The 24266-nt window shown below is 62.1% G+C and carries 21 protein-coding genes; all 21 read left to right on the forward strand.

All coding sequences use genetic code 11. The features are described 5' to 3' along the window. The first annotated feature begins 10 nt into the window (after positions 1-10). The 21 genes from N911_RS17620 (at position 11) to wecB (ending at position 24254) form a co-directional block, all read left to right on the forward strand. The gene (locus N911_RS17620) at positions 11-1795 is read left to right on the forward strand and encodes an HAD-IIIC family phosphatase (protein ID WP_161781618.1); all 1785 of its coding nucleotides are present in this window, start codon (positions 11-13) and stop codon (positions 1793-1795) included. A 14-nt stretch (positions 1796-1809) separates the two neighbouring features. After that, positions 1810-2040: an acyl carrier protein gene (locus tag N911_RS0110615; protein ID WP_029896952.1), complete on the forward strand. Its 231-nt coding sequence runs from the start codon at positions 1810-1812 to the stop codon at positions 2038-2040. Next, positions 2041-2607: a GNAT family N-acetyltransferase gene (locus tag N911_RS0110620; RefSeq protein ID WP_029896954.1), complete on the forward strand. Its 567-nt coding sequence runs from the start codon at positions 2041-2043 to the stop codon at positions 2605-2607. A gap of 111 nt (positions 2608-2718) precedes the next feature. Next, on the forward strand, positions 2719-4392 hold the full coding sequence (locus N911_RS0110625) for an ABC transporter ATP-binding protein (protein ID WP_161781619.1): 1674 nt from the start codon (positions 2719-2721) through the stop codon (positions 4390-4392). Positions 4393-4403: 11 nt separating this feature from the next. Continuing rightward, the gene (gene hisH / locus N911_RS0110630) at positions 4404-5021 is read left to right on the forward strand and encodes an imidazole glycerol phosphate synthase subunit HisH (protein WP_029896958.1); all 618 of its coding nucleotides are present in this window, start codon (positions 4404-4406) and stop codon (positions 5019-5021) included. Continuing rightward, positions 5018-5845, forward strand: a complete 828-nt coding sequence (gene hisF, locus N911_RS0110635) for an imidazole glycerol phosphate synthase subunit HisF (protein WP_081859164.1) — start codon at positions 5018-5020, stop codon at positions 5843-5845. Before hisH ends, hisF begins: the two co-directional genes overlap by 4 nt. Positions 5846-5857: 12 nt before the next feature. Further along, positions 5858-7117, forward strand: a complete 1260-nt coding sequence (locus tag N911_RS0110640) for an N-acetyl sugar amidotransferase (protein ID WP_029896962.1) — start codon at positions 5858-5860, stop codon at positions 7115-7117. 91 nt (positions 7118-7208) lie between these two features. Then, on the forward strand, positions 7209-8708 hold the full coding sequence (locus tag N911_RS0110645; RefSeq protein ID WP_029896963.1) for a capsular polysaccharide export protein, LipB/KpsS family: 1500 nt from the start codon (positions 7209-7211) through the stop codon (positions 8706-8708). Positions 8709-8857: 149 nt separating this feature from the next. Next, positions 8858-9550 carry a CatB-related O-acetyltransferase gene (locus N911_RS17625; RefSeq protein ID WP_138774382.1) on the forward strand — a complete coding sequence of 231 codons (693 nt, stop codon included), beginning with the start codon at positions 8858-8860 and terminating at the stop codon, positions 9548-9550. Further along, positions 9547-10755 (forward strand): glycosyltransferase, encoded by a 1209-nt coding sequence (locus N911_RS0110655; protein ID WP_029896967.1) that lies wholly within the window; start codon positions 9547-9549, stop codon positions 10753-10755. Before N911_RS17625 ends, N911_RS0110655 begins: the two co-directional genes overlap by 4 nt. 101 nt (positions 10756-10856) lie before the next feature. Beyond that, positions 10857-12734 (forward strand): asparagine synthase (glutamine-hydrolyzing), encoded by a 1878-nt coding sequence (gene asnB, locus N911_RS0110660; protein ID WP_051694191.1) that lies wholly within the window; start codon positions 10857-10859, stop codon positions 12732-12734. Between the two features lie 61 nt (positions 12735-12795). Further along, positions 12796-13299 carry a GNAT family N-acetyltransferase gene (locus tag N911_RS0110665; protein WP_161781620.1) on the forward strand — a complete coding sequence of 168 codons (504 nt, stop codon included), beginning with the start codon at positions 12796-12798 and terminating at the stop codon, positions 13297-13299. Next, a complete protein-coding gene (locus N911_RS0110670) occupies positions 13283-14209 on the forward strand; it encodes a radical SAM/SPASM domain-containing protein (protein WP_029896974.1) in 927 nt (308 codons plus the stop codon). Before N911_RS0110665 ends, N911_RS0110670 begins: the two co-directional genes overlap by 17 nt. A 134-nt stretch (positions 14210-14343) precedes the next feature. After that, positions 14344-15084, forward strand: a complete 741-nt coding sequence (locus tag N911_RS0110675; RefSeq protein ID WP_051694194.1) for a WbqC family protein — start codon at positions 14344-14346, stop codon at positions 15082-15084. Next, positions 15084-16121: a dTDP-glucose 4,6-dehydratase gene (locus N911_RS0110680; RefSeq protein WP_029896978.1), complete on the forward strand. Its 1038-nt coding sequence runs from the start codon at positions 15084-15086 to the stop codon at positions 16119-16121. The genes N911_RS0110675 and N911_RS0110680 overlap by 1 nt, the downstream gene beginning before the upstream one ends. Positions 16122-16131: 10 nt before the next feature. Continuing rightward, positions 16132-17265 (forward strand): DegT/DnrJ/EryC1/StrS family aminotransferase, encoded by a 1134-nt coding sequence (locus N911_RS0110685; RefSeq protein ID WP_051694196.1) that lies wholly within the window; start codon positions 16132-16134, stop codon positions 17263-17265. 14 nt (positions 17266-17279) lie between these two features. Then, entirely contained in the window at positions 17280-19181 is a 1902-nt protein-coding gene (gene asnB, locus N911_RS0110690) for an asparagine synthase (glutamine-hydrolyzing) (protein WP_029896982.1), read from the forward strand. Continuing rightward, entirely contained in the window at positions 19178-20299 is a 1122-nt protein-coding gene (locus N911_RS0110695; RefSeq protein ID WP_029896985.1) for a glycosyltransferase, read from the forward strand. Before asnB (N911_RS0110690) ends, N911_RS0110695 begins: the two co-directional genes overlap by 4 nt. A 129-nt stretch (positions 20300-20428) precedes the next feature. Continuing rightward, positions 20429-22009 (forward strand): Gfo/Idh/MocA family oxidoreductase, encoded by a 1581-nt coding sequence (locus N911_RS19015; RefSeq protein ID WP_029896987.1) that lies wholly within the window; start codon positions 20429-20431, stop codon positions 22007-22009. Further along, positions 22006-23181 (forward strand): DegT/DnrJ/EryC1/StrS family aminotransferase, encoded by a 1176-nt coding sequence (locus N911_RS0110705; protein ID WP_029896989.1) that lies wholly within the window; start codon positions 22006-22008, stop codon positions 23179-23181. Before N911_RS19015 ends, N911_RS0110705 begins: the two co-directional genes overlap by 4 nt. Next, on the forward strand, positions 23178-24254 hold the full coding sequence (gene wecB / locus N911_RS0110710) for a non-hydrolyzing UDP-N-acetylglucosamine 2-epimerase (RefSeq protein ID WP_029896991.1): 1077 nt from the start codon (positions 23178-23180) through the stop codon (positions 24252-24254). Before N911_RS0110705 ends, wecB begins: the two co-directional genes overlap by 4 nt. Positions 24255-24266 lie beyond the last annotated feature (12 nt).

Here is a 24266-nt window from a genome sequence, read left to right on the forward strand (position 1 = left end):
CGGAGGAACCATGTACCCGTCGATGCACGAGATGGAAGCACAGTTGGCGAACCTGGACACATCGGCCCTGCAGCCGTTGCGCGTCCAGGTATTGCGCAACGTCATGGTTGAGCCCATTGCGCCCTACATGCGCTATCTGACCTGCCAATCCGGCTACGATCTCAATCTGGGCTTCGGGGAGTTCGACAACGTCTTTCAGGAAGCGGTCGGCGGCGCGCCGGCGCTGCGTGAGGAAGGGCTGGACGCTGTCATGCTCTTCACACGTCTGGAAGGGCTGTCCTGGGACTTGGCCAGGAATTTTCCCGCGCTGTCCGAACAGGCTGTGGATGAGGAAGTGCGGCGTCTCGGTGATTTCTTTTCCGCCGTGATCCAGGGGCTCCGCGCCCAGACCGACGCCATGATCCTGTGGTGCGGCATGGAGCCGCCCGTCCACCCGGCTCTGGGCATCGCCGACGCACAGAACGGAACGGGACAGTCCGCAGCCGTGGAAAAGGTCAACCAAGCCCTTCGAAAGGCGCTGTCCGCAACCTCCAACGCCTATTGCCTCGACATGGGCAACTGCTTGGCGCGCGTGGGCGCCAATCGCTTCTATGACCAGCGGTTCTGGCACATCGGCCGCGCGCCCTACACGCGGGAGGCGCTCGGCGAAATTGCCCACGAGAGTCTCAAGTTTTTCCGTGCCCTGAAGGGGAAGAACAAGAAGTGCCTGATTCTGGACTGCGACAACACCCTGTGGGGCGGCATCGTGGGCGAGGACGGCCTCGCGGGCATCAAGCTCGCCAGGACGCACCCCGGCTCGGCCTTCCACGAGTTCCAGCAGGAGATTTTGGGCCTGGCCAACCGGGGGATAATCCTGGCCTTGTGCAGCAAGAACAACGAGGATGACGTGTGGGAGGTTTTCGACAACCACCCGGACATGGTGCTCAAACGAGAGCATATCGCGGCCTGGCGGATCAACTGGCAGGACAAGGCGGCCAACATCCGCGAGCTGGCCCGCGACCTCAGCATCGGCCTGGACAGCATGGTTTTCGTGGATGACAGTCCATTCGAGGCCGAGCTGGTACGGACGGAACTGCCCGAGGTAGAAGTCGTCCATCTGCCCAAGGAAAAGCCCATCGAATACCGCGACATGCTCGCCGCGTGCGGCCTGTTCGATACCTTGACCCTCACCGCAGAGGACAAGAAACGCGGCGCCATGTACCGCGCAGAGGCGTGCCGCCGCCGGGCAAGCTCTCAGGCCACGAACATGATCGATTTCTATCGTTCCCTGGAGATGGAGGTGGAAATCGGCTTGGCTGACGAATTCACCATTCCGCGCATAGCCCAGCAAACGCAGAAAACCAACCAGTTCAACCTGACCACCCGTCGCTACAGTGAGCGGGACATCGAGCGGCTGGCCAAGGCGGACGACAGCGACGTGATGTGGATGCGGGTCATGGACCGTTTCGGCGATTCCGGCATCGTGGGCAGCTGCATCCTGCGGTACGCCGAATACCGCGCCGAGTTCGACTCGTTTCTGCTGTCCTGCAGGGTACTCGGCAGGGACGTGGAGCGGGTCTTCCTGGCCCACGCGCTCATGAGGGCCAGGGATCAGGGGGCTTCTTTCGCGGAAGGGGTCTGGCTCAAGACAGCCAAGAACAGCCAAGTGAAGACATTTTTCTCGGACAATGGTTTCACCGAGGACACCGAGCACAGCAGCGCCGAGGAGCGGTACTTCCACCTGCCCCTGGATGGCTACTCCCCACCCGACTTCGACCATTTCAAGAGCATAACCAGCTACATTCCGGAAGGATAAGGAGCCAGCGAACCGTGGAAGAGAAGCTGTACCAGATTATCGCCAACGTCATGAACGTGCCTGCGGATTCCATTGACAAGGATTCTTCCCCCAAGACCGTGGCAGCGTGGGAATCGCTCAAGCACATGAACCTGCTGCTGGCTGTGGAGGAAGCCTTCGGCGTCACCTTTACGGATGAGGACATCGTGGAAATGGAGGACGCCCGGTCTATTCTCGACAAGCTTTCGGAAAAGGGGGCGGAGTAGATGTACAACCCCTACATGGTGGGCAAGCGCGTCTATTTGCGGCATCCCACGCCGGAAGACGTTGAAGGCCGCTGGCACGAATGGCTGAGCGACGAGGAGACCACGCTCTGGCTCGGCTCGCGCTATTGGCCGAACTGCCTGGAAAACCAGCGCGCGTTCTACGAGTCCATCACCAAGGGGAAGGAGCGGATGGTCCTGTCCGTGGTGGACATCGAGACCGATCGGCACATAGGCGTGTGCAATCTTAGCGGCATCAACTGGCTGCACAGGTACACGGACATGGCCGTGGTCATCGGTGAGAAAGAATACCGCACAGGCCCCTATGTTCTGGAATGCGTCTCCATGCTGCTGCAGATCGCCTTCCTCAGGCTCAATCTGCGCATCGTCAAGGGAGGTTATCTGGCCTGCAACGAGTCCTCAAAGGCGATTCTGGACGTGTTTCGTTTCAGGGAAGTCGGCAGATACGAGAATCTCATCTGGTGTAATGGCGCCTACACGGACAACGTCATGGTCATGCTGCACCGCGACGATTGGATGCGGCGCAACATGAAGCGGATCGAGGGCTGACTTGAACGAAAAAAACGACGTTATCCCAGAAGTCACGAAATGATTGCCAAAAGCAGCATACAGTGCTTCCTCTACTTTTACAGGAAGTATCCTCTGGGCACCACGCTGGTGTTGGTCGCGCAGTTTGTGGCGGGCATGCTGGACGGTATCGGCGTGCTCGGTCTGCTACCGCTTCTGTCCATTGCCACTGGAAATATGTCCGAGTCCTCCACGCTGCACCAGTTCGTGGTCGGCATCCTGGACTTCTTCTCCCTGCCAGCCACAGTGCCTGTGTTGCTGGCCTTCATCGTGGTGCTGATGCTGCTCAAGGCGGTTTTCTCCTATCTGGCCATCATTCAGGTGGGGTACGCCGTGGCCAATGCCTCCACAGACTTGCGGCAGGATCTCATCCAGTCCCTGCTCAAGACGCGCTGGTCCCACTTCATGCACCTGCCCGTGGGCACCTTCGCCAACGCACTGAGCTACGAGAGCGTCAGCGGGGCCAAGGCCTACTGGGCCATGTGCCAGGCCACGGCCCTGCTGTTCCAGATTTTGTTCTACGCCGTGGCCTCGTGTTTGGTCTCCTGGCCTGTGGTCATAGCGTCGCTCTTTGTGGGAGGAGTGTTCACCCTGGCGGTCAGCGGGTTCATCCGAATGGCACGGGCGGCGGGCATCCAGCAGACCGAGTTGATGAATAACATCTCCGCCCGTTTCGCTGACGCCCTGTCGGGCCTCAAGTCGCTCAAGGCCATGGCCGCCGAGGGTAGGCTCTCTCCACTGCTGGAGAAGGAAAACCGGCTGTTGGACAAGGCTCTGCGCAAGTTCGTCCTCGCCCGCGGCGCGCTGACAACCACCCAGGAGCCCATTCTCATCGTGTTCCTGGCGCTGATCATGTATTTCGCCCTGACCTACATGCAGATCGCGTTGTCCGAGCTCATGGTGCTGGTCTTTCTGTTCTACAGGATCGTCACCAGGTTCGGCACGGTGCAGGTGGTCTATCAGAACATGGTGGTGAACGAGAGCGCCTTTTGGTCACTGCACAGAACCATTGAGAACGCGGTGGCGGCCAGGGAGCAAAGTACCGGCACCGAGAAACCGAGCCTCACCCAGGGCATCAGCCTGAGCTCCGTGGCCAAGAACTACGACGGTAAGGACGTGTACACCGATCTGAACCTGGACGTTCCGGCCATCGGCATGACCGTTCTCGCCGGGCAGTCCGGGGCGGGCAAGACCACCATGGCGGACATCATCATCGGCTTGGTTACTCCGGACAAGGGGCAGGTTCTGATTGACGGCACGCCTCTGGAAGAAATCGACATCAAGGCTTGGCGCTCGATCATCGGTTACGTGCCCCAGGAGTTGTTCCTGTTCAACGACACCATCCGCAACAACATCACCCTGCGCGACGAGACCCTGACGGACGAGGACGTGCATGACGCGCTGAAGAGCGCGGGAGCCTACGATTTTGTCATGTCCATGCGCGACGGCCTGGACACGCAGGTGGGGGAGCGGGGCGGCATCCTTTCCGGAGGCCAGCGCCAGCGCATCGCCATCGCGAGGGCCCTGACGCGCAAACCCAGGCTGTTGGTTCTGGACGAGGCCACCAGCGCGTTGGACGAGCAAACCGAGCGAGAACTGGCGGCCACCGTCAGGGAGCTTGCCAGAAGCACATGCGTGCTGGCCGTGACGCACCGTCCGGCGTTGGTAAAGTGCGCCGATTCCGTGTTTTTCCTCAAGGACGGCAAGGCAGAGGACAGGTCCGAGGGACGGAAGCATACGACCTTGGCCGGTCAAGCGGTGAAATGAGGGGCGGCGACATGCAGACCATTGCCTTGGTTGATTACGGACTGGCCAATATCAGATCGGTTTACAACGCCCTGGAATGCTTCAGGGTGAACATCGTCATCGCGGAAAACGGCCAGCAACTGCGCGAAGCGGACAAGATCGTTCTGCCGGGTGTTGGTTCCTTCGACGCGGGCATGCGCGGCATCCGCTCACGCGGTCATGAAGAGGTGCTGAGCGAACTGGTGCTGCGGGGGGACACACCCTTCCTGGGCATCTGCCTGGGATTGCAGTTCCTCTTCGAGGGCAGCGAGGAGGGCGAGGCCGCAGGGCTTGGCTGGCTGCCAGGCAAGTGCGCAAAATTCCCCACCGGGCCCAGTCACCCCATTGTGCCGCACATGGGGTGGAACGACATCGAACCCGTGAACGGGGGACGGCTTTTGTCGGAACTGCATCCCCCGTTGACCTTCTATTTTGTCCACAGCTACTATGCGCCCGCCAACGCGGACGTTCCGTTGGCTGCCACGTGCGAGCACGGCCTCACCTTCTGCGCCGCGGTGGAGCGCGACAACATCATGGCCACCCAGTTCCATCCGGAAAAGTCGCAACTGGCCGGGCTGAAGCTCCTGGAAACCTTCCTGACCAAGCTATGATCAAGAATCGGCTCATCGCCTCCTTGCTCGTATACAACGGCCAAGTGGTGCAGGCGCGGAAGTTCAAGCGCACCAACATGGTCGGTAGCGCCTTCACGGCCGTGGACTTCTTCAACGCCTGGACCGTTGATGAAATTATGGTCCTGGAAATTTCTTACACCCGCACTTTTATGGAGCGGTTCGTCGACATCCTCAACGACCTCTCCAAGCGGTGCTTTGTCCCGCTTTCCGTGGGCGGCAAGGTCGATTCCCTGGAGCATGTGCACAGGTTGACTCGTGTGGGGGCGGACAAGGTGGTGGTCAACACCAACGCAGTGCGCAATCCCGTCTTGGTCAGGCAGATCGCGGACAACTACGGTACCCAGTGCTGCGTGGTATCCATCGACTGCCGGCCCAACGAGGACATGCCCTCCGGATACGAACCCATGATCGACAACGGCAAGATGGAAACCGGGCTTGACGCCCTGGAGTGGGCTTCCCATGTTGTGGAACTGGGAGCGGGGGAGTTGATGATCAATTCCCTGGAGTACGATGGCAACCGGCAGGGTTACGACCTGAACCTGGTGCGCGCCGTGGCGGACAGCGTCCCGGTGCCCGTCATCGCCTTCGGCGGTGTAGGCAAGTGGGAGCATTTCGTCGAGGGCGTGCGAGAGGGTCACGCCGATGCGGTGGCCGCGGGCAACATTTTCCACTACACGGAACACTCCACAAAAAAGGCCAAGGATTTCATGGCGGAGCAGGGTATTCCGGTGCGCGCCAGCACCTTCTACAAGGTGGACATGCCCCGCCACCCCCAATACGAGAAATACCTCAAAGCGAGATAGCGAGGAGACGTGATGGATTATTGTCAGCGCTGCGTTTACCCGGCCAATGCCCGTCCCGGCATCATTTTCGACGAGCACGGTGTCTGTTCCGGCTGCAGGTCCATCGAACAGCGCCTGAACACGCCGTTCGAAGACAGGGAAGAACAGCTCAAGGAGATTCTTGCCGAGTACAGCGCCAGGCAGAGGGAAAAAAAGAATCCCTACGACTGCATCATTCCCGTTTCCGGAGGCAAGGACAGCACTTGGCAGACGTGGCTGATCAAGGAGAAGTTCGGCTTCAATCCGTTGCTGGTCTGCTACAACCATACGTACAACACCCCGCTGGGCATGCGGAATCTGGCCAACATGGTCAAACGGCTGGACTGCAACCTTGTGCGTTTTACCTCCGCCCCAGGGTCGGCCATCCGCATGTCGAAATACATGCTGGAGAAGGTCGGCGATCTCACGTGGCACTACCACGCGGGGATCACCACCTTCCCCATCAAGGCCGCGGTGATGCACGACGTTCCGCTCATCATCTGGGGCGAACACGGATTCCAGGACCTCGTGGGCATGTACGACCTCGAGGACGGCGTCGAATTCACCAAAAAGGTCAGGCAGGAGCACTCCATGCGCGGGTTCGAGCCCGAGGATCTCATCGACGATCCTGACTGCCCCCTGACCAGCTATGATCTGGCGCCTTTCTTCTACCCGTCCGATGAAGAACTCGAGCGGGTCGGGGTGCGCGGCATCTACATCTCCAACTTCGTGCGCTGGGACGCTTACGAACAGGTCCGCTTTCTCGTGGACGAATTGGGCTTCGAAACCGCCCAGTCACGCGAGCGGACCTTCAACATCTACTCGAAGCTCGAGGACATCCACGCCAACGGCGTGCACGACTACCTGAAATACCTCAAGTTCGGGTATGGCAGGGCCACAGACGACGCCTCCATGGAAATTCGGTTCGGCCGTATGACCCGCGAGGAAGGCATTGAGATGGTTGGCAGGCACGACCACGTCCGGCCCAGGGATCTGGATATCTTCCTGCGCGAGGCGGATATGACCGAAGAGGAATTTCTCCAATACGTCGACCCCATGCGTGACCCCATGATCTGGGAGAAGGTGGATGGAGAGTGGGTGGCCAAGGACTCGGTGGTGAATCATGTCAACGACCCGGGAGTGGAGGCGGCCAAGCTCGAACTCATCGATTTCGAGCCGGTGCGCCCCACCCCCGAGCGTACAAGCACCCACGCCCAACGCATGAACGAGCAGACGGAATACATCGTCCTGTAAGGACGGTCGCCGCCCGGGGCCAGACACCGCAACCAGTCACGGGTTGAGCTTGGCTAGACTTGTATCGAATTCAGAACACCGAGTTGGATGAATGCGCAATAAAATACTTATGACGGCCGGCAGGGAAGGGAACTTCTTTTTTGCCGAAGCTATGCAGAAAGCATTTGGTATGCAGGTGGACATCGTAACCTACATGCAATGTGCGAACGATATCTACGAAAAGTCATGGCGTGGACAATTTAACAGCAACTTTAATTTCGTTGAATTCTACAAGGAGCGGATCGAAACGCTGAAAAGCATGAACAGGGAGGAAATCGATGCCCGCCAGTTGGCTATCGAAAGAAAATATTCGATAGAGACGAGCGCATTGTTCACGTATTATGATCCGCACTTCAGGAGAGAATTTTCCTATGATGATTTGCGGTACAGGCAACTCGCATATCTCGAATTTCTCGATACGATACTTGATGGCGAGGAATACGCGTTTGTCCTTTCCGGTGTTTCGACATACTTCATGAATTGCTTGCAGGAAGCCTGCCTGTCACGCGATATCCCCTATATCACGACGATCGATGCGAGATATTTAAATATAGCCGTCATTGACAAAATGGGGCAGCAGATAGGCATGGAGACGCTCTTCAACCGGCTCATGGCTGGGGACGAAGACGCCGTGCCGAAGGACGTCCGGGCGCAGGCGGATGAATGGTACGAGAATTTCGTTTCCGCTCCCAAAAGGCCACCGTACGCCATTATGAACTCCCGGGGGAGCTTTTCCCCGCTGTCTATGGCGCGCAAGGCTGTGGCACAGTTGTCGCCAAACGTCCTGCGCCAATATTCTCGCCATGACTTTGATAAAGAGTTCAGGTATATAGACAGTCCATCCCAATACCTTGTCAATGGCGTTAAAGGAAGAGTGCGGGCGCTTGCGCAAAACAGAAGTAACCTGTTCAACAGCGAGCCGGATCTTTCCGAGCCATTTTTTTATCTTCCTCTGCACCTGACACCGGAGATCGTCGACTTGGTGTACGGCACCAACTATGACCACCACGAAGGGTATGTGGTGCAGTTGGCCAAGCGCGTTCCTTCCGACGTACAAATCTACGTCAAGGACCATACCTCCATGCTCGGGCGCCGGCCCGCTAGCTTCTATAAGAAGCTCAAATCGTTGTATAACGTGCAGTGTATCCATCCTTCGGTCAGCACGTTCGAACTCATCCGCAACAGCAGGGCAGTTGTGACTGTTACAGGGACAGCTGGCTGGGAAGCCTTTCTGCTCGGAAAGCCGACAGTGACCTTTGGAAACGTCTTCTACAATTTCCTGCCTGGGATTTTCAAAAGCAATCTGTTCCAAGAGGGATTCACTTCGGAACTCAAACGGTATCTGGAAAACTTCGAGACGACCGAACAGAGACGACGCAACGCCGTGCGCGCCTATTTCGGCAGTTCATTCCCTGGCACAATGGGGGATATCGGCATTGATACCAAGCGGAGCGACGCCCGTTCCAACGCACGGGCCTTCGCGGAGAATCTCAGGAAACATCTGCGTCATTGGCGCGACGAGATTCAAGGAACCATTCCGGAGAAAGTCTGAATGCATCGGCTGGCGGCAGACAAGTGCTACAGAATGCATGACGTGATTTTCCTCGACTGGCTGTCTCGCCTACGCTTGGTGGTTGAAGCCGCTCTTTTCATGCCCAAAAGAGCGATCCGACCGTTTAATTCATGCGCACAAATCCCCACATGACCCCGGAATTCCTGCAACGCCTCCAAGCCAACGAGCGACGGCAGATTCTCAAGGGCGTTCTGCCCGCCGGCCTTTTTCGCTTCAGGGCTTGGCGGCGTTATCGCAAGCACTTCCCTAGAGCATTCGTTTCCAGCGACAGCCAGGTGAGCCTGAAAGCCGACATTGGCGAACAGTGCATCATCCAGTCCGCGACCATCGGCGACAACGTGGCGGTGGGTAGGTACACGGGCATTAACACGAAAACCGCGCTGAACGGCCTCGGACGCATTGTGGTCGGAGGATTCTGCGGTATTGGCCCGGATTGCTACATCTGGTCCGAAAACCACAATACGCGATACTTGGCTAACTTCGCTCTGGAAACCACGCTGCACGGGACGCAGGGTGAGTACGAGGAGTTTGTGGGCCGGGAAATCGTCATCGGCAACGACGTCTGGATCGGCCGCGGCGTGACGATTCTGGCCGGTGCGCGCATTGGGGACGGCAGTGTGGTCGCGGCGGGCAGCGTGGTGACCGCCGGGGAGTACCCGCCCTACGCCGTGCTCGGCGGGGTGCCCGCCAAGGTGATCAAAATGCGGTTTTCCGAACGCACCATTGAACGGCTGTTGGAAATGCGTTGGTGGGACCGTCCCGCTGAAGAGATTTTCGGGCCGCTGCTGACCACACTGCGACAAACGGATTTCCTAGAGTGAGCTATCTGATCTTTTGCTCCTTCGAAGTCGGCGGCTTCCCCTACAAAATGGCGGAATTGTTGAACCGGCTTGGCCACGAAACCTTCTACGTTTCGGTGGACGCCATCGCCTCGGGGCATGACTCCACCCGTTACCATTACGATGTGGGGGATGTTCTTTGGGACCTGAGTGGGCGCTTCGCGCACACACTCGACTCGCGGCCGGGCATCCGCAAACAGTTGAGGGAACTGGCCGGGGAACTGGACATCAAGGGCTGCCTGGCCACGGGCAATCTGTCCTATCTGCTGGCCGAGGCTGGCATACCATACCACTACTGGACGTACGGCTCGGACCTCGACCAGAACTGCTTCGACCCTGTGCACCATCCCTCCATACCCGCCTGGAAATGGCCCCTGCTTCGCCTGGGGTTCCGCTTTCGCACGCGCCGCAGGCAGCGCCGCTCCTACCGTTTGGCGAGCCGGGTCATGTTCGCCCCGCACCAGAAACCGATGGCCTTGGACGTCTTTCCGGGAAGGGAACTGTTCTTTCTGCCGCACTTCCTTACGCCCATGCCCTACGAGCAATTGGCCGAATTCAAGCGGCGAGCCAAGGCAGAAATTTGTGCCAAGCTGGGCTGCGACCGGTACGTTTTCTCCGCCACCCGACACGAATGGGCGGGCTTTCTCAAGGAGTACAAAGACAACAAGCGCAACGACGTGCTCATCAGGGCGTTCGAGCGCTTCGTTCGTCTGGCGCCGGAGCAGGACACCCGGCTAGTTCTGGTGGAAAAGGGTAACGACGTGGAGGAATCAAGGCGATTGATCGAGGAGTTGGGCATTGCCGGGCGCGTGGTTTGGGTCAAGCCCATGCCCCGGGGTGAACTCGATGAATACTACGCCGGGGCGGATTTCTGCCTGGCCCAGTTCGGTACGCCCGTTTTCAGCTTCGCTGTGCTGGAGCCGCTGGCTAACGCCACCCCCTGCGTTTCCCATACCGACAGCGCCAACGACGTCCCCATCTACAAGAGCTTTCCGCCGATACACAACAGCGTCGACCCCGAGGACATCGCCAGGTACATGGCCGAGACATTGGCCACTCCCGGCAAGCGAGATGCCCTTGGCCGCGAGGCTTGGCAATGGATAGTGGACAACTGCTCGGAAGAAGTGTTCGCGGCCAGCTTCACGAACATGTTCCAAAGCCCTCCCAAGGGAATACTGAGACCGTAACAAGCCATGAAGATGAGTAAACGAAGCCGGGGTCGGAGCATGTGCAGCCCCATGGGCAGCGCGCAGGCGGGGAGACCCGCGGATTGCGAGGGGCGGACATCATGTGCGGCATAGCCGGGTTCACCGGCGAGCCGGACTCCCGGCTCCTCAATTCCATGTGCGCCTCCATCGTGCACCGGGGGCCGGACGACCAGGGGTGCTACCACGACGAACGCGTGTCCATCGGAATGCGCAGGCTGGCCATCGTGGACATCGAATCCGGCCAGCAGCCCATCGCCAACGAAGACGAGACCGTCTGGGCCGTGTTCAACGGGGAGATCTACAATTTCGAAGACTTGCGCCGCGGGCTGGTCGAGCGCGGGCACAAACTGCGCACTCACCACTCGGACACGGAGACCATCGTGCATCTGTACGAGGAGCACGGACCGGAGTGGGTCGAGCACGTCTGGGGCATGTTCGGGCTGGCCGTGTGGGACAAGCGGCGAGGACGGTTGTGCCTGTATCGCGACCGGCTTGGCAAAAAGCCGCTCTACTGGGCGCGTAGCGGCCGGGACATCGTCTTCGGCTCCGAGATCAAGTCGCTGCTCCTGCATCCCGGGGTCTCGAGGGAGCCCGACCCAACCGCGCTTTTCCAGTACTTCGGGCTCAAGAACACCAGCGCCCCGCGCACGGCCTACCGCGACATCCGCCAGCTGGAGCCGGGCCAAATGCTCGTCTGGCAGGACGGTGAGATCGAGATCAAGCGATGGTGGCGGGCCGATTTTTCACCGCTGGAGACTGTAACGGAGGAAGAGGCCGCCGCCGAGATTCGACGCCTTTTCGAGGACGCGGTCAGGCTGCGCATGAAGTGCGACGCTCCGTTCGGAGCCTACCTTTCCGGCGGCGTGGACTCGTCCGCGGTGGCCACCCTAATGAGCCGGTTTCACGACCGCCCGGTCAAGACCTTCTGCCTGGGCTACGAGGACGAGGCTGCCGGGCAGTTCAAGGGGAAGGCCAACGACATCCTCTTCGCCCGCCAGATGTCCGAACGCATCGACAGCGACCACCACGAGTTCATAATCAACTACGACCTGTTTGCGGAAAAACTTCCCGAGGTGCTGGCCGCGTTCGACGAGCCGTTCTCAGGCAGCATTTCCACGTATTTCCTCTCCATTCTCATCAAAGAGCACGTGAAAGTGGCCGTGTCCGGGGACGGGGCGGACGAGTTGTTCGCCAGCTACCTGCCGCATCGAATGGCCTTCCCCATGCAGCGCCTGCTGGCCATGGGCGCCTGGCGGGACTGGGGCGACCTTTCGCCCGATGAACGGCAGGCCCTTGCACCGTTCGACAACCCGGACGGGTACGCTTTCCTCTCCTCCCGCGCCAACCCGGATGAAGCCGTCTGGCGTGACGCCCTGTCTGTCTTTCCACTGACAGAAAGAGAAAAGCTGCTCTCGCCGGACTTCCTGGACCAGATTCCCGAGGCGGAACGCAAGGACCCCTATGCGGAGCTCGCTGCGGCCCATACCGCGTCGGACGCGCTCAACCGGACGCTGGAAACCGACCAGGCGGAGATTTTGCCCAATCAGGTCCTGCCCTTCGTGGACCGGCTCTCCATGGCCCACTCCGTTGAGGTCCGCTGCCCCTTTCTGGATCACAGGCTGGTTGAATATGTGAATCGGTTGCCCGGTCGGTTCAAGATCAGCCGCGGCGACGGGGGTTCCCCGACCAACAAGGCCATTCTCAAGCGCGCGGTGGCGGACCTGCTGCCGCCCGAGTTGGTCAACCGGCCCAAGGAGGGCTTTGTGCCTCCCATCTATTCGTGGATGCACGGGGGGCTGAAGCCGTTCATGCTGGAATGTCTCGCAGACCTGCCCGCATCGATTTTCAATCGCGACTACCTGGACAGGTTGACGCGGGCCTTCGACCAAGGCGACGAATCCCTGAACGCCCGGGTCTGGAATCTGGTCTGCTTTTCGGTCTGGCTGCGTCACGCGTGATGGCCGGGTAGGAGGATTTCACCGGATGAATTCTGTGCTTTCCGATTCGAGCATACGGCTCGTGCCCATCGAACCCAGGCATCTGGAGCGCACCCGCGAGTGGGCCAACGATCCGGTGTTGAAACGATTGATACTCCGCGTCTCCCACGTTAGCGTGGCGGACCAGCAGGGCTGGTACGAGAACCTCCTGGCTGACGGAACCCGGGAGGTGTTCGCCATTGAAGATGCCGCCAGCGGAGAACACGTAGGAAATACAGGTTTTTATCACATTGACCGCCACCATGGCCGCGCGGAGTTCTGGATTCTGGTGGGAGACAGCTCCCGGTGGGGAAGCGGCCTTGGCTCCCGAGCCCTGGCGCTCATGCTGGATTTCGGATTCAACACGCTGGGCCTGCACAAGATATACCTGAACGTAGGCGCCGAGAACCACCGTGCGATCGCGCTGTACGAACGGTTCGGCTTCAAGGCCACCGGCCTGATGCCGGAACATTACCTCATAGAAAATCAACGGGTTGACGTTGCCCACATGACCCTTCTCCGGAGTGAATATGAGTCCCAAAAGTGACATCGCCAAGGCTGACCGCATTCAGGAAGCCGCCGAGTTTCCCAAGGTCCTGCTCATCGACAACTGCAACGCCTGCAACCTGCGCTGTTCCATGTGCGATCACCCGAACATGGACAAATACCGCAAGGTGCAGCTCATGGACATGGACCTGTACCGCAAGCTCATTGATGAAATCGCGGTGGAGAACCCTGACGCGCGAGTGTGGCAGATATTCTTCGGCGATCCGTTCATGTGCCGCGACATGCCGGAGCGCATCCGCTACGCCAAGGAAAAGGGCCTGACCGATGTGGTGCTCAACACCAACGGCGTGAAGATGAAGCCGGAGAAGGCGCGCGCCGTGATCGAAGCTGGCCTGGACGCCCTCTACTGCGGCATCGACGCGGCCACTGCTGAAACATACGGCAAAATCCGAGTGGGCGGTGATTTCGACAAAGCGGTGGCCAACGTGCTTGCCTACCGCGACATCCTGCGTGAGATCGGCAAGCCCGGGCAGGAGCTGTACGTGCAGTTCGTTGAAGACGAACTCAATGAACACGAGGTGCAGGACTTCATCGATTTCTGGAACGCGGAAGGCGTGAACGTGAAGATCCGGCCGAAAGTCAGCTGGGCGGGGCTCGTGAACGCGAACAACCTGTCCGCCAACGAGGACGTGGACCGCAAGGCCTGTTACTGGCTGATGCAGACCATCAACATTTGCGCGGACGGCCGCGTCGCCTTGTGTTCAGTTGACGTACACTGCCGGGTTGACTGCGGTAGCGTGGTGGACAGGAGCATCAAGGACGTGTGGCAGTCCACCCTGCGCGAATACCGCGCCATGCACCTTGAAGGGCGGTTCGACGAACTGCCCGACATGTGCAGCAATTGCTCGGACTGGCAATCCGGATACGCCTCCTTCAAGAAGACTGGGTAGGTGGCTGGCAAAGCTCTGGGGCTAACGCGCCATCCCTGCGGAAAGAGTGGTTTCGGGGCTGGCGTGGCGACGCGTTGCCGCTGCAACGGGCGTAACTTGCGAACATCCAATGAGGATTCAGGAACAGGGTGGGAATGAGCAGGCAGCACGGCAGCCAGCCCCAAGAAAAGGTCGTCGGCATTCTGCAGCCCAGCTACCTGCCGTGGCTGGGATACTTCGAGCAGATGAACCGCTCGGATGTGTTCGTGCACTACGACGATACGCAGTACGAAAAGGGCAGCTGGCGCAACCGCAACCGCATCAAGACGCCGGGCGGCCCCCAGTGGCTTACCGTGCCGGTCATTACGAAAGGCAAGGGCGCCCAGCTGCTCACGGAAGTGCGAATCAACAACGCCACGCCGTGGGCGGACAAGCATGTGAAAACCATCCGGCAGCATTACGCCAAGGCCCAGTACTTCGAGCGCTATGCGGAACCGTTGTTCGAAATGTTGGGCCGCCGCTGGGAGTTGCTGCTGGATCTGAACATGTCCGTGCTCTCGTGGTTGCAAAGCGAGCTCGGCATCCGCACCGAGTGCGTGCTCTCCAGCGAACTGGGCATCGAGGGCGCGTCCACGCAGCGGCTGATCCGGATTCTGCGCCATTTCGGGGCCACCGAATTCTACGAGGGCTCGGCGGGGCGCAACTACATTGATGATTCGGAATTTGAAAGGGAGGAAATCCGGGTCCGCTACCAGGATTACGAGCACCCGGTATATGACCAGTTACACGGAGATTTCACGCCGTATCTTTCCGTGCTGGACCTTCTCATGAACCACGGGCCGGAGAGCCTTTCCATCCTCTCCTCCACAGATTCGGCAACAAAGGACACAGCGTAATGAAAACCATCCTCATAACCGGCGGGGCCGGGTTCATCGGCTCCAATTTCGCCCACTACATCTACGAGAAATATCCCGACTACAGAATCCTGGTCCTTGATGCGCTCACCTATGCGGGTTCCGTGGAAAACCTGCCTGTGGACATCTGCAAGGAATTCGACAACGGTCGCTTCCAGTTCTGGAACGGCAACGTGCTAAACGCCGAGTTGGTGGGCACCCTGGTCGCCGAAAGCGACTACATTGTCCATTTCGCGGCGGAAAGCCATGTGACTCGTTCCATTTACGACAACAAGCTGTTCTTCGAGACAGACGTGCTGGGCACGCAGGCCATCGCCAACGCGGTCTGCAAGTACCAGGACAAGGTGGAGCGGTTCATCCACATCTCCACCAGCGAGGTGTACGGCACCGCAGAATCTGGAGCCATGGACGAGGAGCACCCCCTCAATCCCATGAGCCCTTACGCCGCGGCCAAGGCCGGGGCGGACAGGCTGGTGTACTCCTACTGGTCCACCTACAACATCCCCGCCGTCATTATCCGCCCCTTCAACAACTACGGCGCGCGGCAGCACCTGGAAAAGGTCATCCCCCGCTTCGTCACTTCCGTGATTCTGGACGAAAAGCTGCGTGTTCACGGCGACGGCCAGTCCTCCCGCGATTTCATCCATACGGACGACACCTGCAGGGCCATCGACATGGCCTTGCACGCTCCGCAGGATAAGGTGGTCGGCGAGGTGTTCAACGTTGGCAGCGGCCAGCACCGCTCCATCCTCTCCATCGCCCAGGACATCACCTCTATCATGTGCACGGACAAGCAGTGCTGGGTGCATGTGGGGAACAGGCCGGGCCAGGTCATGCGCCATACCTGCGATTACGGCAAGATCAAGGACGTGCTGGGCTGGGAACCGTGCGTGGACTGGGACGAGGGCCTCAAGAGGGTGATCCGCTGGTATTCGGAAAACGAGGAGTGGTGGCGGAAAATGTTGTGGATGCGGGGGATTCCCATTATCACCGCTGAAGGCAAGAAAGAGCTGCACTAACGGCGTCCGTATGCAGGTCGAATTCTACCGCCACAATCTCGATGAGACCGACCGCGCCAATGCGCGGCGGGTACTCGAGTCCGTGTTCCTCACCACCGGGCCGGTGTGCGGCGAGTTCGAAAAACGCTTCGCGGAGTACACCGGCTTAGAGCACGCGGTGGCCCTGAACTCATGCACGGACGCACTGCACTTGGCACTGCTGGCCTTGGGAATCGGGCCGGGCGACGAGGTCATCACCACACCGATGACGTTCATCGCCTCGGCCACGGCCATTCTGCATGCCGGGGCCACACCCGTTTTGGCGGACGTGAATCCGGCCACCGGCTGCCTGGACCCCGACCGGGTCAGGGAGGCGGTGACACCGAATACCCGCGCCATCCTGCCTGTGCACCTATACGGCACCATGTGCGACATGCCGGCCCTGCGGGAGATCGCCGACCGGCATGGCCTGGCCATCGTGGAGGATGCTGCCCACTGCGTGGCCAGTTCCCGCGGCGGCGTGTACGTTGGCGAGTTGGGCGACTGCGCCTGCTACAGCTTCTACGCCACCAAGAACCTGACCTGCGGCGAGGGCGGCGCCCTGGCCACGAACAATGGCGAACTCGCCGAACAAGTGCGGCTGCTGCGGCAGCACGGCATGAACAAAGAGGCAAGCGACCGCTACCACGGTACCTACCAGCACTGGGACATGATCGAGTTGGGCTACAAGGCCAATCTCGATGACATCCGCGCTTCCCTGATGGTGGATCAAATCACCAGGCTGGACGAAATGCAGGCCGAACGAAAGCGCCTGCACGGGGTCTACAGCGAGGCCCTGGCGGGCTTGCTGGACGCTGGGCTTGTCGAGCTGCCGGAACTCAGAGGTGAGCCGTCTCACCACCTGTTCACCGTCCTCGTCCCGGAGAACATGCGGGACGAACTGCTGACACACATGGGGGCCAACGGCGTGGGCGTGGCCGTGAACTACCGAGCCATCCATACGCTTACTTGGTTCCGGGAGAACCTCAAGCACGAGCCCGAAGACTTCCCCCATGCCTGCTCCATTGGGCGGCGCACCATGAGCTTGCCATTTTACCCTGGGCTCACGGACGAGCAAGTGGCTTACGTGGTCCGGGTGCTCGCCGGGAAATTCGGCAAAGGCTGACGTGCCGTCCTCCCATGTGTGGCATAACCGGCATACTCACCCCCTCACCCCGCTCAAGGGACGGGTTGCGGGAACGGGCGCGGTCCATGGCCGCGACCCTGGCGCACCGGGGGCCGGACGGCTCCGGGGTGTGGGTGGACGCGGCCGGATGCCTGGCGCTGGGGCAGCGGCGGTTGGCTGTCATCGACCTCTCCCCGCAGGGTGCGCAGCCCATGGTCTCGGCCTGCGGCGGCCACGTCATCGCCTACAACGGGGAAATCTACAACCACCGCGAAATCCGGGTCGAGCTGGAAAGTCTGGGCCACGCTTTCAGGGGCCATTCCGACACCGAGGTCCTGCTGGCGGCAATCGCCCAGTGGGGGGTGGAGGAGGCGGTCAAGCGCTGCGTGGGCATGTTCGCCTTCGCGGCCTGGGATGCGGCCGCGCGCGAGCTGCACCTGGTGCGGGACCGGCTGGGCATCAAGCCGCTTTACGCCGGGTTCGCCGGGGACGACCTGGTGTTCGGCTCCGAACTGAAGGCGCTCACGGCGCACCCCGGATTCGACACGGCCCTGGACCCGAACGCCCTGGCTCTCTACTTCCGGCACAACTACATCCCCGCGCCCCATTCCATCTACTCCGCCGCCTGGAAGCTCCGCCCGGGCACCATCCGCACGTTCCGGCTGGCGGACGGCGGTCTGCGCGACATGGGGGAAACCGCGTACTGGTCAGCGCGGGCGGTCTGGGACGCCGGGCTGGCCGCGCCCTTTGGGGGCACGGAGGAGGAGGCGGCCGACAGGCTGGAGGCCATACTCACCGATGCCGTTGGTCTGCGCATGATAGCGGACGTGCCCCTGGGCGCCTTCCTTTCGGGCGGCATCGATTCCTCTGCCGTGGCCGCGCTCATGCAGAAGCAAAGCCAGCGGCCGGTGAATACGTACTCCATCGGTTTCGCCGAGCGAGAGTACGACGAGGCCGAGCGGGCAGCGGCCGTGGCCAGGCATCTGGGCACGGACCACACGGAACTCACCTGCTCCCCTTCGGACCTGCTCGACGTGGTGCCGCGCATCCCCGAGCATTGGGACGAGCCCTTTTCCGACTCCTCCCAGGTACCCACGTACATGGTCTGCAAGCTGGCGCGCAAGCACGTAACCGTCTGCCTTTCCGGCGATGGTGGGGACGAGCTCTTCGCCGGATACGAGCGCTACGCCGCCCTGAAGCTCTGGAACCGCATGACTGCCATTCCCGGGAGCCTTCGCCTCGCAGCCTCTCTGCTCGGCCCGGCCCTGGGTCGGGACAGCCGCCTTGCCTCCCGCCTAGACTGTCTGGGATCACGGGATTTTCGAGCCTTCTACAAGCATCTCGTGTCGCACACCAAGCATCCCGAGCGATTGGTACGGAGCGGCCGTGAGCCGACCACAGTTCTTACGGACGAAGGCGAGGACTGGCGGGCGCTGGGTGACCCGGTGCGGGCCATGCAATACTGGGACCTCGCCACCTACCTGCCTGACGACATCCTGGCCAAGGTGGACCGGGCCTCCATGGCGGTTTCCCTGGAGGTCCGGGTGCCGCTGCTTGATCACCGGGTGGTGGAGTTCGCCGCCAGCCTGCCGCCGGCCATGCGTCCGGTTCCGCCCAGGGGCAAGCGCATTCTGCGCAAGGTGCTGTACCGCCACGTCCCGCCGGAACTGGTGGACAGGCCCAAGATGGGCTTCGGCGTGCCCATTGCTGACTGGCTCCGCAACGAACTCAAGGAATGGGCCGGAGACCTGCTGAACCCCACAGCCATTCGCGGGCAGGGGCTCATCGACCCATGCCAGGTGGAGCGCTGGTGGAATGAACACCAGTCCGGCAAGGCCGACCGCGCCTATTATCTGTGGGACGTGCTCATGCTGCAGGCTTGGCTTGACCAGCGGGCGGGGGAGGCGCGGCCGTGAAGGTCCTATTTCTTTTGCGCTCCCTGCACCGGGGTGGGGCGGAGCGGCAGGCTTTGCTTCTGGCCCGCAGACTTCGGGAGATGGGGGAGGACGCCTCAATTATCCTTTTTTACGACCAGGGGGAATTGCGCGGCGAGGCCGGAGATGTGCCCCTGTTCGACCTTGGCAAGAGCGGCAGATGGGACGTGGCCGGGCTCCTATGGCGTTTCGCCCGCTTGGTGCGGCGGGAGCAACCGGACGTGATTTACTCCTTTCTGGGCACGGCCAACCTGGTGGCCGGTCTTGGCGCGCGATTGGCGGGCAGGCCCGGAGTGGTCTGGGGGGTGCGCTCGGCCAACATGGACCTTTCCCACTACGACCGTGTGGTGCGGTTGGAGTATGCCCTGCAGCCCAGGTTGGCCAAGCTGGCGGACGCGGTGGTGGTCAACTCCCAAGCCGGTCTGGAGCACCTGCGGGCTTCGGGGTTTCCTTCGGACCGGCTGCATGTGGTGGAGAACGGGGTGGACCTGGATCATTTCCGCCGCGACCCGGCGGCAGGAGAGGCGGTACGCGCGGAGCTCGGCATTCCGGGCGATTCTATGGTTGTAGGCATGGTGGCCAGGATGGACCCGATCAAAGACCATGCGACGTTTCTCAGGGCGGCTTCAGAGATGGTGGCGCGTGACGACTCCCTGCGATTTCTTCTGGTCGGAGGCGGTGACGTGGCTTACGAAAACGGGTTGCGCGCGTTGACAGGGGAGCTAGGGCTTGCGGACAAGGTTGTCTTCGCCGGGGAGCGGAGCGATCTGCCCGGGGTCTATTCCGCTATGGACGTTTGCTGCTTGTGTTCCACCTCGGAAGGCTTCCCCAACGTGGTGGTGGAAGCCATGGCCTGCGGCTCGCCTTGCGTTGTGACCCGAGCCGGGGACATGCCACGTATCGTCGGAGATCCATCCCTTGTTGTTCAGGTGGGGGACGCCCCTGGAGTAGCCAGGGCCCTCGAGGCCGCCATTGGACAATTGCGAAAGGACGGAGGAGGGGTGCGGAAAAAGACCCGGGAGCGGATGCACGGTTTCGACACCGAAACAATGGTGAGCAAGACAGGAAGATTGTTGCGGGAGTTTTGCCGGCGGCGGTAGTGACGGGAAGGGTGGTCGCGCTCGTTAGGGACATTCGGCCGGACTTGCCACCCCCCAAGCGGAGGAGGTACAAACGCACCTTTGCCGCGCGTTACCGCATGACGCAAATCAAGCTACACGAGTGAAAGAGTGGACAAACAAAACATAGCCGTCGTCGGCACGGGATACTGGGGGAAGAACCTTGTCCGCAACTTCCATGAGTTGGGGGCGTTGCGGCTGGTTTGCGATGAGAACCCGGACGCGCTGGAGTCCATGCGCCAGCGGTTCGAGGGCATCGACACCACCGTGTCCCTGTCCGAGGTGCTGGGCCGGGACGACGTGGACGGCGTGGTCATCGCCACCCCGGCGGAGTGCCATTTCCACATGGCCCGCGAGGCACTTCTGGCTGGCAAGCACGTTTACGTGGAAAAGCCCCTGGTGCTGGAGGAGGCGCACGGCCGCGAGCTGATTGAGCTGGCCGAGGAGCGGGGGCGCATCCTCATGGTAGGGCACCTGCTGCACTACCACCCGGCCTTCGTGAAGCTGAAGGAGATGGCCGGTTCGGGCGAGCTGGGCCGCATCGACTACATCTATTCCAACCGTCTCAACCTGGGCAAGATACGCCGCGAGGAGAACATCCTCTTCTCCTTCGCCCCGCACGACATCTCCATGATCCTGGCCCTGGCCGGGGAGGATCCGGAGGAGGTCATGGCCGCGGGCGGCAACTACCTGCACCAGCGCATCGCCGACGTGACCACCACCCATCTCGCCTTCTCCACCGGGCTCAAGGCGCACATCTTCGTCTCCTGGCTGCACCCCTTCAAGGAGCAGAAGCTGGTGGTGGTGGGCGAGAAGAAGATGGCCGTGTTCGACGACGTGCAGCCCTGGGAGGACAAGCTGCGGGTCTACTCCCACGCCATCCGCTGGGAAGGCGGTGTGCCCGTGCCCGAGAAGGCGGACCCGGAGCGGGTGGAGGTGGGCCGGGGCGAGCCGCTGCGCTCCGAGTGCCAGCATTTTCTGGAGTGCATGGCCACCGGCAAGCAGCCCTACACCAACGGCCGCGAGGGGCTGCGGGTGCTGCGAGTGCTCAACGCCGCCCAGCGCTCCCTCAACGGGAACGGCTGCCGGGTTCCCCTGGCCCCGGCCAAGGCCGGGGAGGGGGAGTGGTTCGCCCACGAGTCCGCGGTCATCGACCCCGGCGTGCGCGTGGGGCGTGGCTCCAGAATATGGCATTTCTCGCACCTGCTGCCCGGCACCAGCCTGGGCGAGCGGGTCAACGTGGGGCAGAACGTGGTGGCCGGGCCGGACGTGACCGTGGGCAACGGCTGCAAGATCCAGAACAACGTCTCCATCTACAAGGGCGTGACCCTGGAGGAGGACGTCTTCTGCGGCCCCAGCATGGTTTTCACCAATGTTTTCAACCCCCGGGCGGCCATCCGCCGCATGGACGAACTGCGCCCCACCCTGGTGCGCAGGGGCGCCACCCTGGGAGCCAACTGCACCGTGGTCTGCGGCGTGACCATTGGCCGCTACGCCATGGTGGGCGCGGGCGCGGTCGTCACCCGCAACGTGCCGGACCACGCCCAGGTGCTGGGCAACCCCGCCCGGTTCGCGGGCTGGGTGTGCGCTTGCGCTGGCAAGCTCGACGAGGACCTTTCCTGCCCCGACTGCGGGGCCGCATACATCGAATCGGGCCAGGGCCTCGCCCCGGCCGCCGGAGAGAACGCATGATCCCATTCATAGACCTGCAGGCGCAGAAGCGCCGCGTGGAAACCGAGGCCAGGCGGCGCATGGACGCCGTGCTGGAGCATGGCCGCTTCGTCATGGGGCCGGAAGTGGACGAACTGGAAAAGCGGCTGGCGGAGTACGTGGGCGTGGAGCACGCCGTGTCCTGCGCCTCGGGCACCGACGCCCTGCTCATGCCGCTCATGGCCCTGGACATCGGCCCGGGCGACGCCGTGCTGACGACGCCCTTCACCTTCATCGCCACGGCCGAGGTGATCTCCCTGCTAGGGGCCACGCCCGTGTTCGTGGACATCGACCCCGTGACCTTCAACATCGACCCGGACAAGCTGGAAGCGGCCATCCGGGCGGTGGAGCAGAACGACTCCTCCATCCACACCCTGCCGCCCAACGCGGGCAAGCTGACCGCCAAGGCGGTCATCCCGGTGGACCTCTTTGGCCAGGCCGCGGACTACGACCGCATCCTGCCCCTGTGCGAGAAGCACGGGGTGGCGGTCATCGAGGACGCGGCCCAGAGCTTCGGCGGCCGCCTGGGCGACCGCCGCTGCGGCTCCTTCGGGCTGTGCGGGGCCACCTCCTTCTTCCCGGCCAAGCCCCTGGGCTGCTGGGGCGACGGCGGGGCCGTGTTCACGGATGACGCGGAGCTGGCCGAGAAGCTGACCTCCGTGCGGGTGCACGGCCAGGGCCGGGACAAGTACGAGAACGTGCGCGTGGGCATCAACGGCCGGCTGGACACCCTGCAGGCGGCGGTGCTGCTGGCCAAGCTGGACATCTTCGACGACGAGATCGAGGCCCGGCAGAAGGTGGCTGCGGCCTACGCCAAGGGCATGGCGGGCCTGGAGGGCGTCGTCACCCCCACGGTGCCGGAGAACATGCTCTCGGCCTGGGCGCAGTACTCCCTGCTCACCCCCGGCCCCCAGGCGCGCGAGGGGCTCATGGCCCACCTCAAGGAGGCCGGGGTGCCCTCGGTCATCTACTACCCCAAACCCCTGCACATGCAGACCGCCTACGCCGGGCTGGGCTACGGGGAAGGGGACTTCCCCATCAGCGAGGGCGTCTCCAGGCGCATCATGAGCCTGCCCATGCATCCGTATCTTGAGGACGGGCAGATCGAAACCATCTGCCAGGCCGTGCGCCAGGGCGCGGAAAACTTCGCGTGAGCGTCCTGACGGTCGTCGGGGCCAGGCCCCAGTTCATCAAGGCCGCCCCGGTGCGGGCGGCCCTGGCCCGGGCGGGCGTGGCCGAGCGGCTGGTGCACACCGGCCAGCACTACGACCACGCCATGTCCCAGGTCTTTTTCGACGAGCTGGACATCCCCCCGGCCGAGGCCAACCTGGCCGTGGGCTCCGGCGGCCACGGCGAGCAGACCGGCCGCATGCTGGCCCTCTTGGAGTCGGAGATGCAGGCGCACCGGCCCGGCGCGGTGTTGGTCTATGGCGACACCAACTCCACCCTGGCCGGGGCGCTGGCCGCTGCCAAGCTGCGCATCCCCGTGGCCCATGTGGAGGCGGGGCTGCGCTCCTTCAACCGCGACATGCCGGAGGAAATCAACCGCGTCCTCACCGACCACTGCTCCGACCTGCTCTTTTGCCCCACGGACGCGGCCGTGGCCAACCTGCGCGCCGAAGGCGTGACCGGGGGCGTGCACCAGGTGGGCGACACCATGTACGACGTGGTGCTGGCATTCGAGAAACGTGCCAGGGAGAAGTCCACCATCCTCAAGCGTTTGGGCCTGGAGGAGAAGGGCTACCTGGCGGCCACCCTGCACCGCCCGGCCAACGTGGACGATCCGAAGAGGCTGCGGGCAGCGCTCGCCGCCCTGGCCGGGTGCGGCCGCCCGGTGGTGCTGCCGGTCCACCCCCGCACCCGCGCCCGCATGGAGGCCCTGCCCGGCTGGGACCCCGAGGGGTGGGGCGACCTGCGCTTCGTCGATCCCCTGGGCTACCTGGACATGCTGCGGCTGGTCTCGGGCGCGGCCAAGCTGGTCACGGACTCCGGCGGTCTGCAGAAGGAGGCCTACTTCCTGGGCGTGCCCTGCGTCACCGTGCGGGAGGAGACCGAATGGGTGGAGACGGTGGAGGCGGGCTGGAACACCCTCGCGGGCGCGGCCCCGGACAGGCTGGCCCGGGCGGTGGCGGAGTTCGAACCGTCGGGCGAACGCCCCGCCCTGTATGGCCGGGGCGATGCGGCGGACCGCATCGCGGACATCCTCAAGACGACCCTCGCGGCTTGAACGATGGTACGG

Origin of the sequence: Desulfohalovibrio reitneri (assembly GCF_000711295.1) — a bacterium.
Classification (GTDB): Bacteria; Desulfobacterota; Desulfovibrionia; order Desulfovibrionales; family Desulfovibrionaceae; genus Desulfohalovibrio; species Desulfohalovibrio reitneri.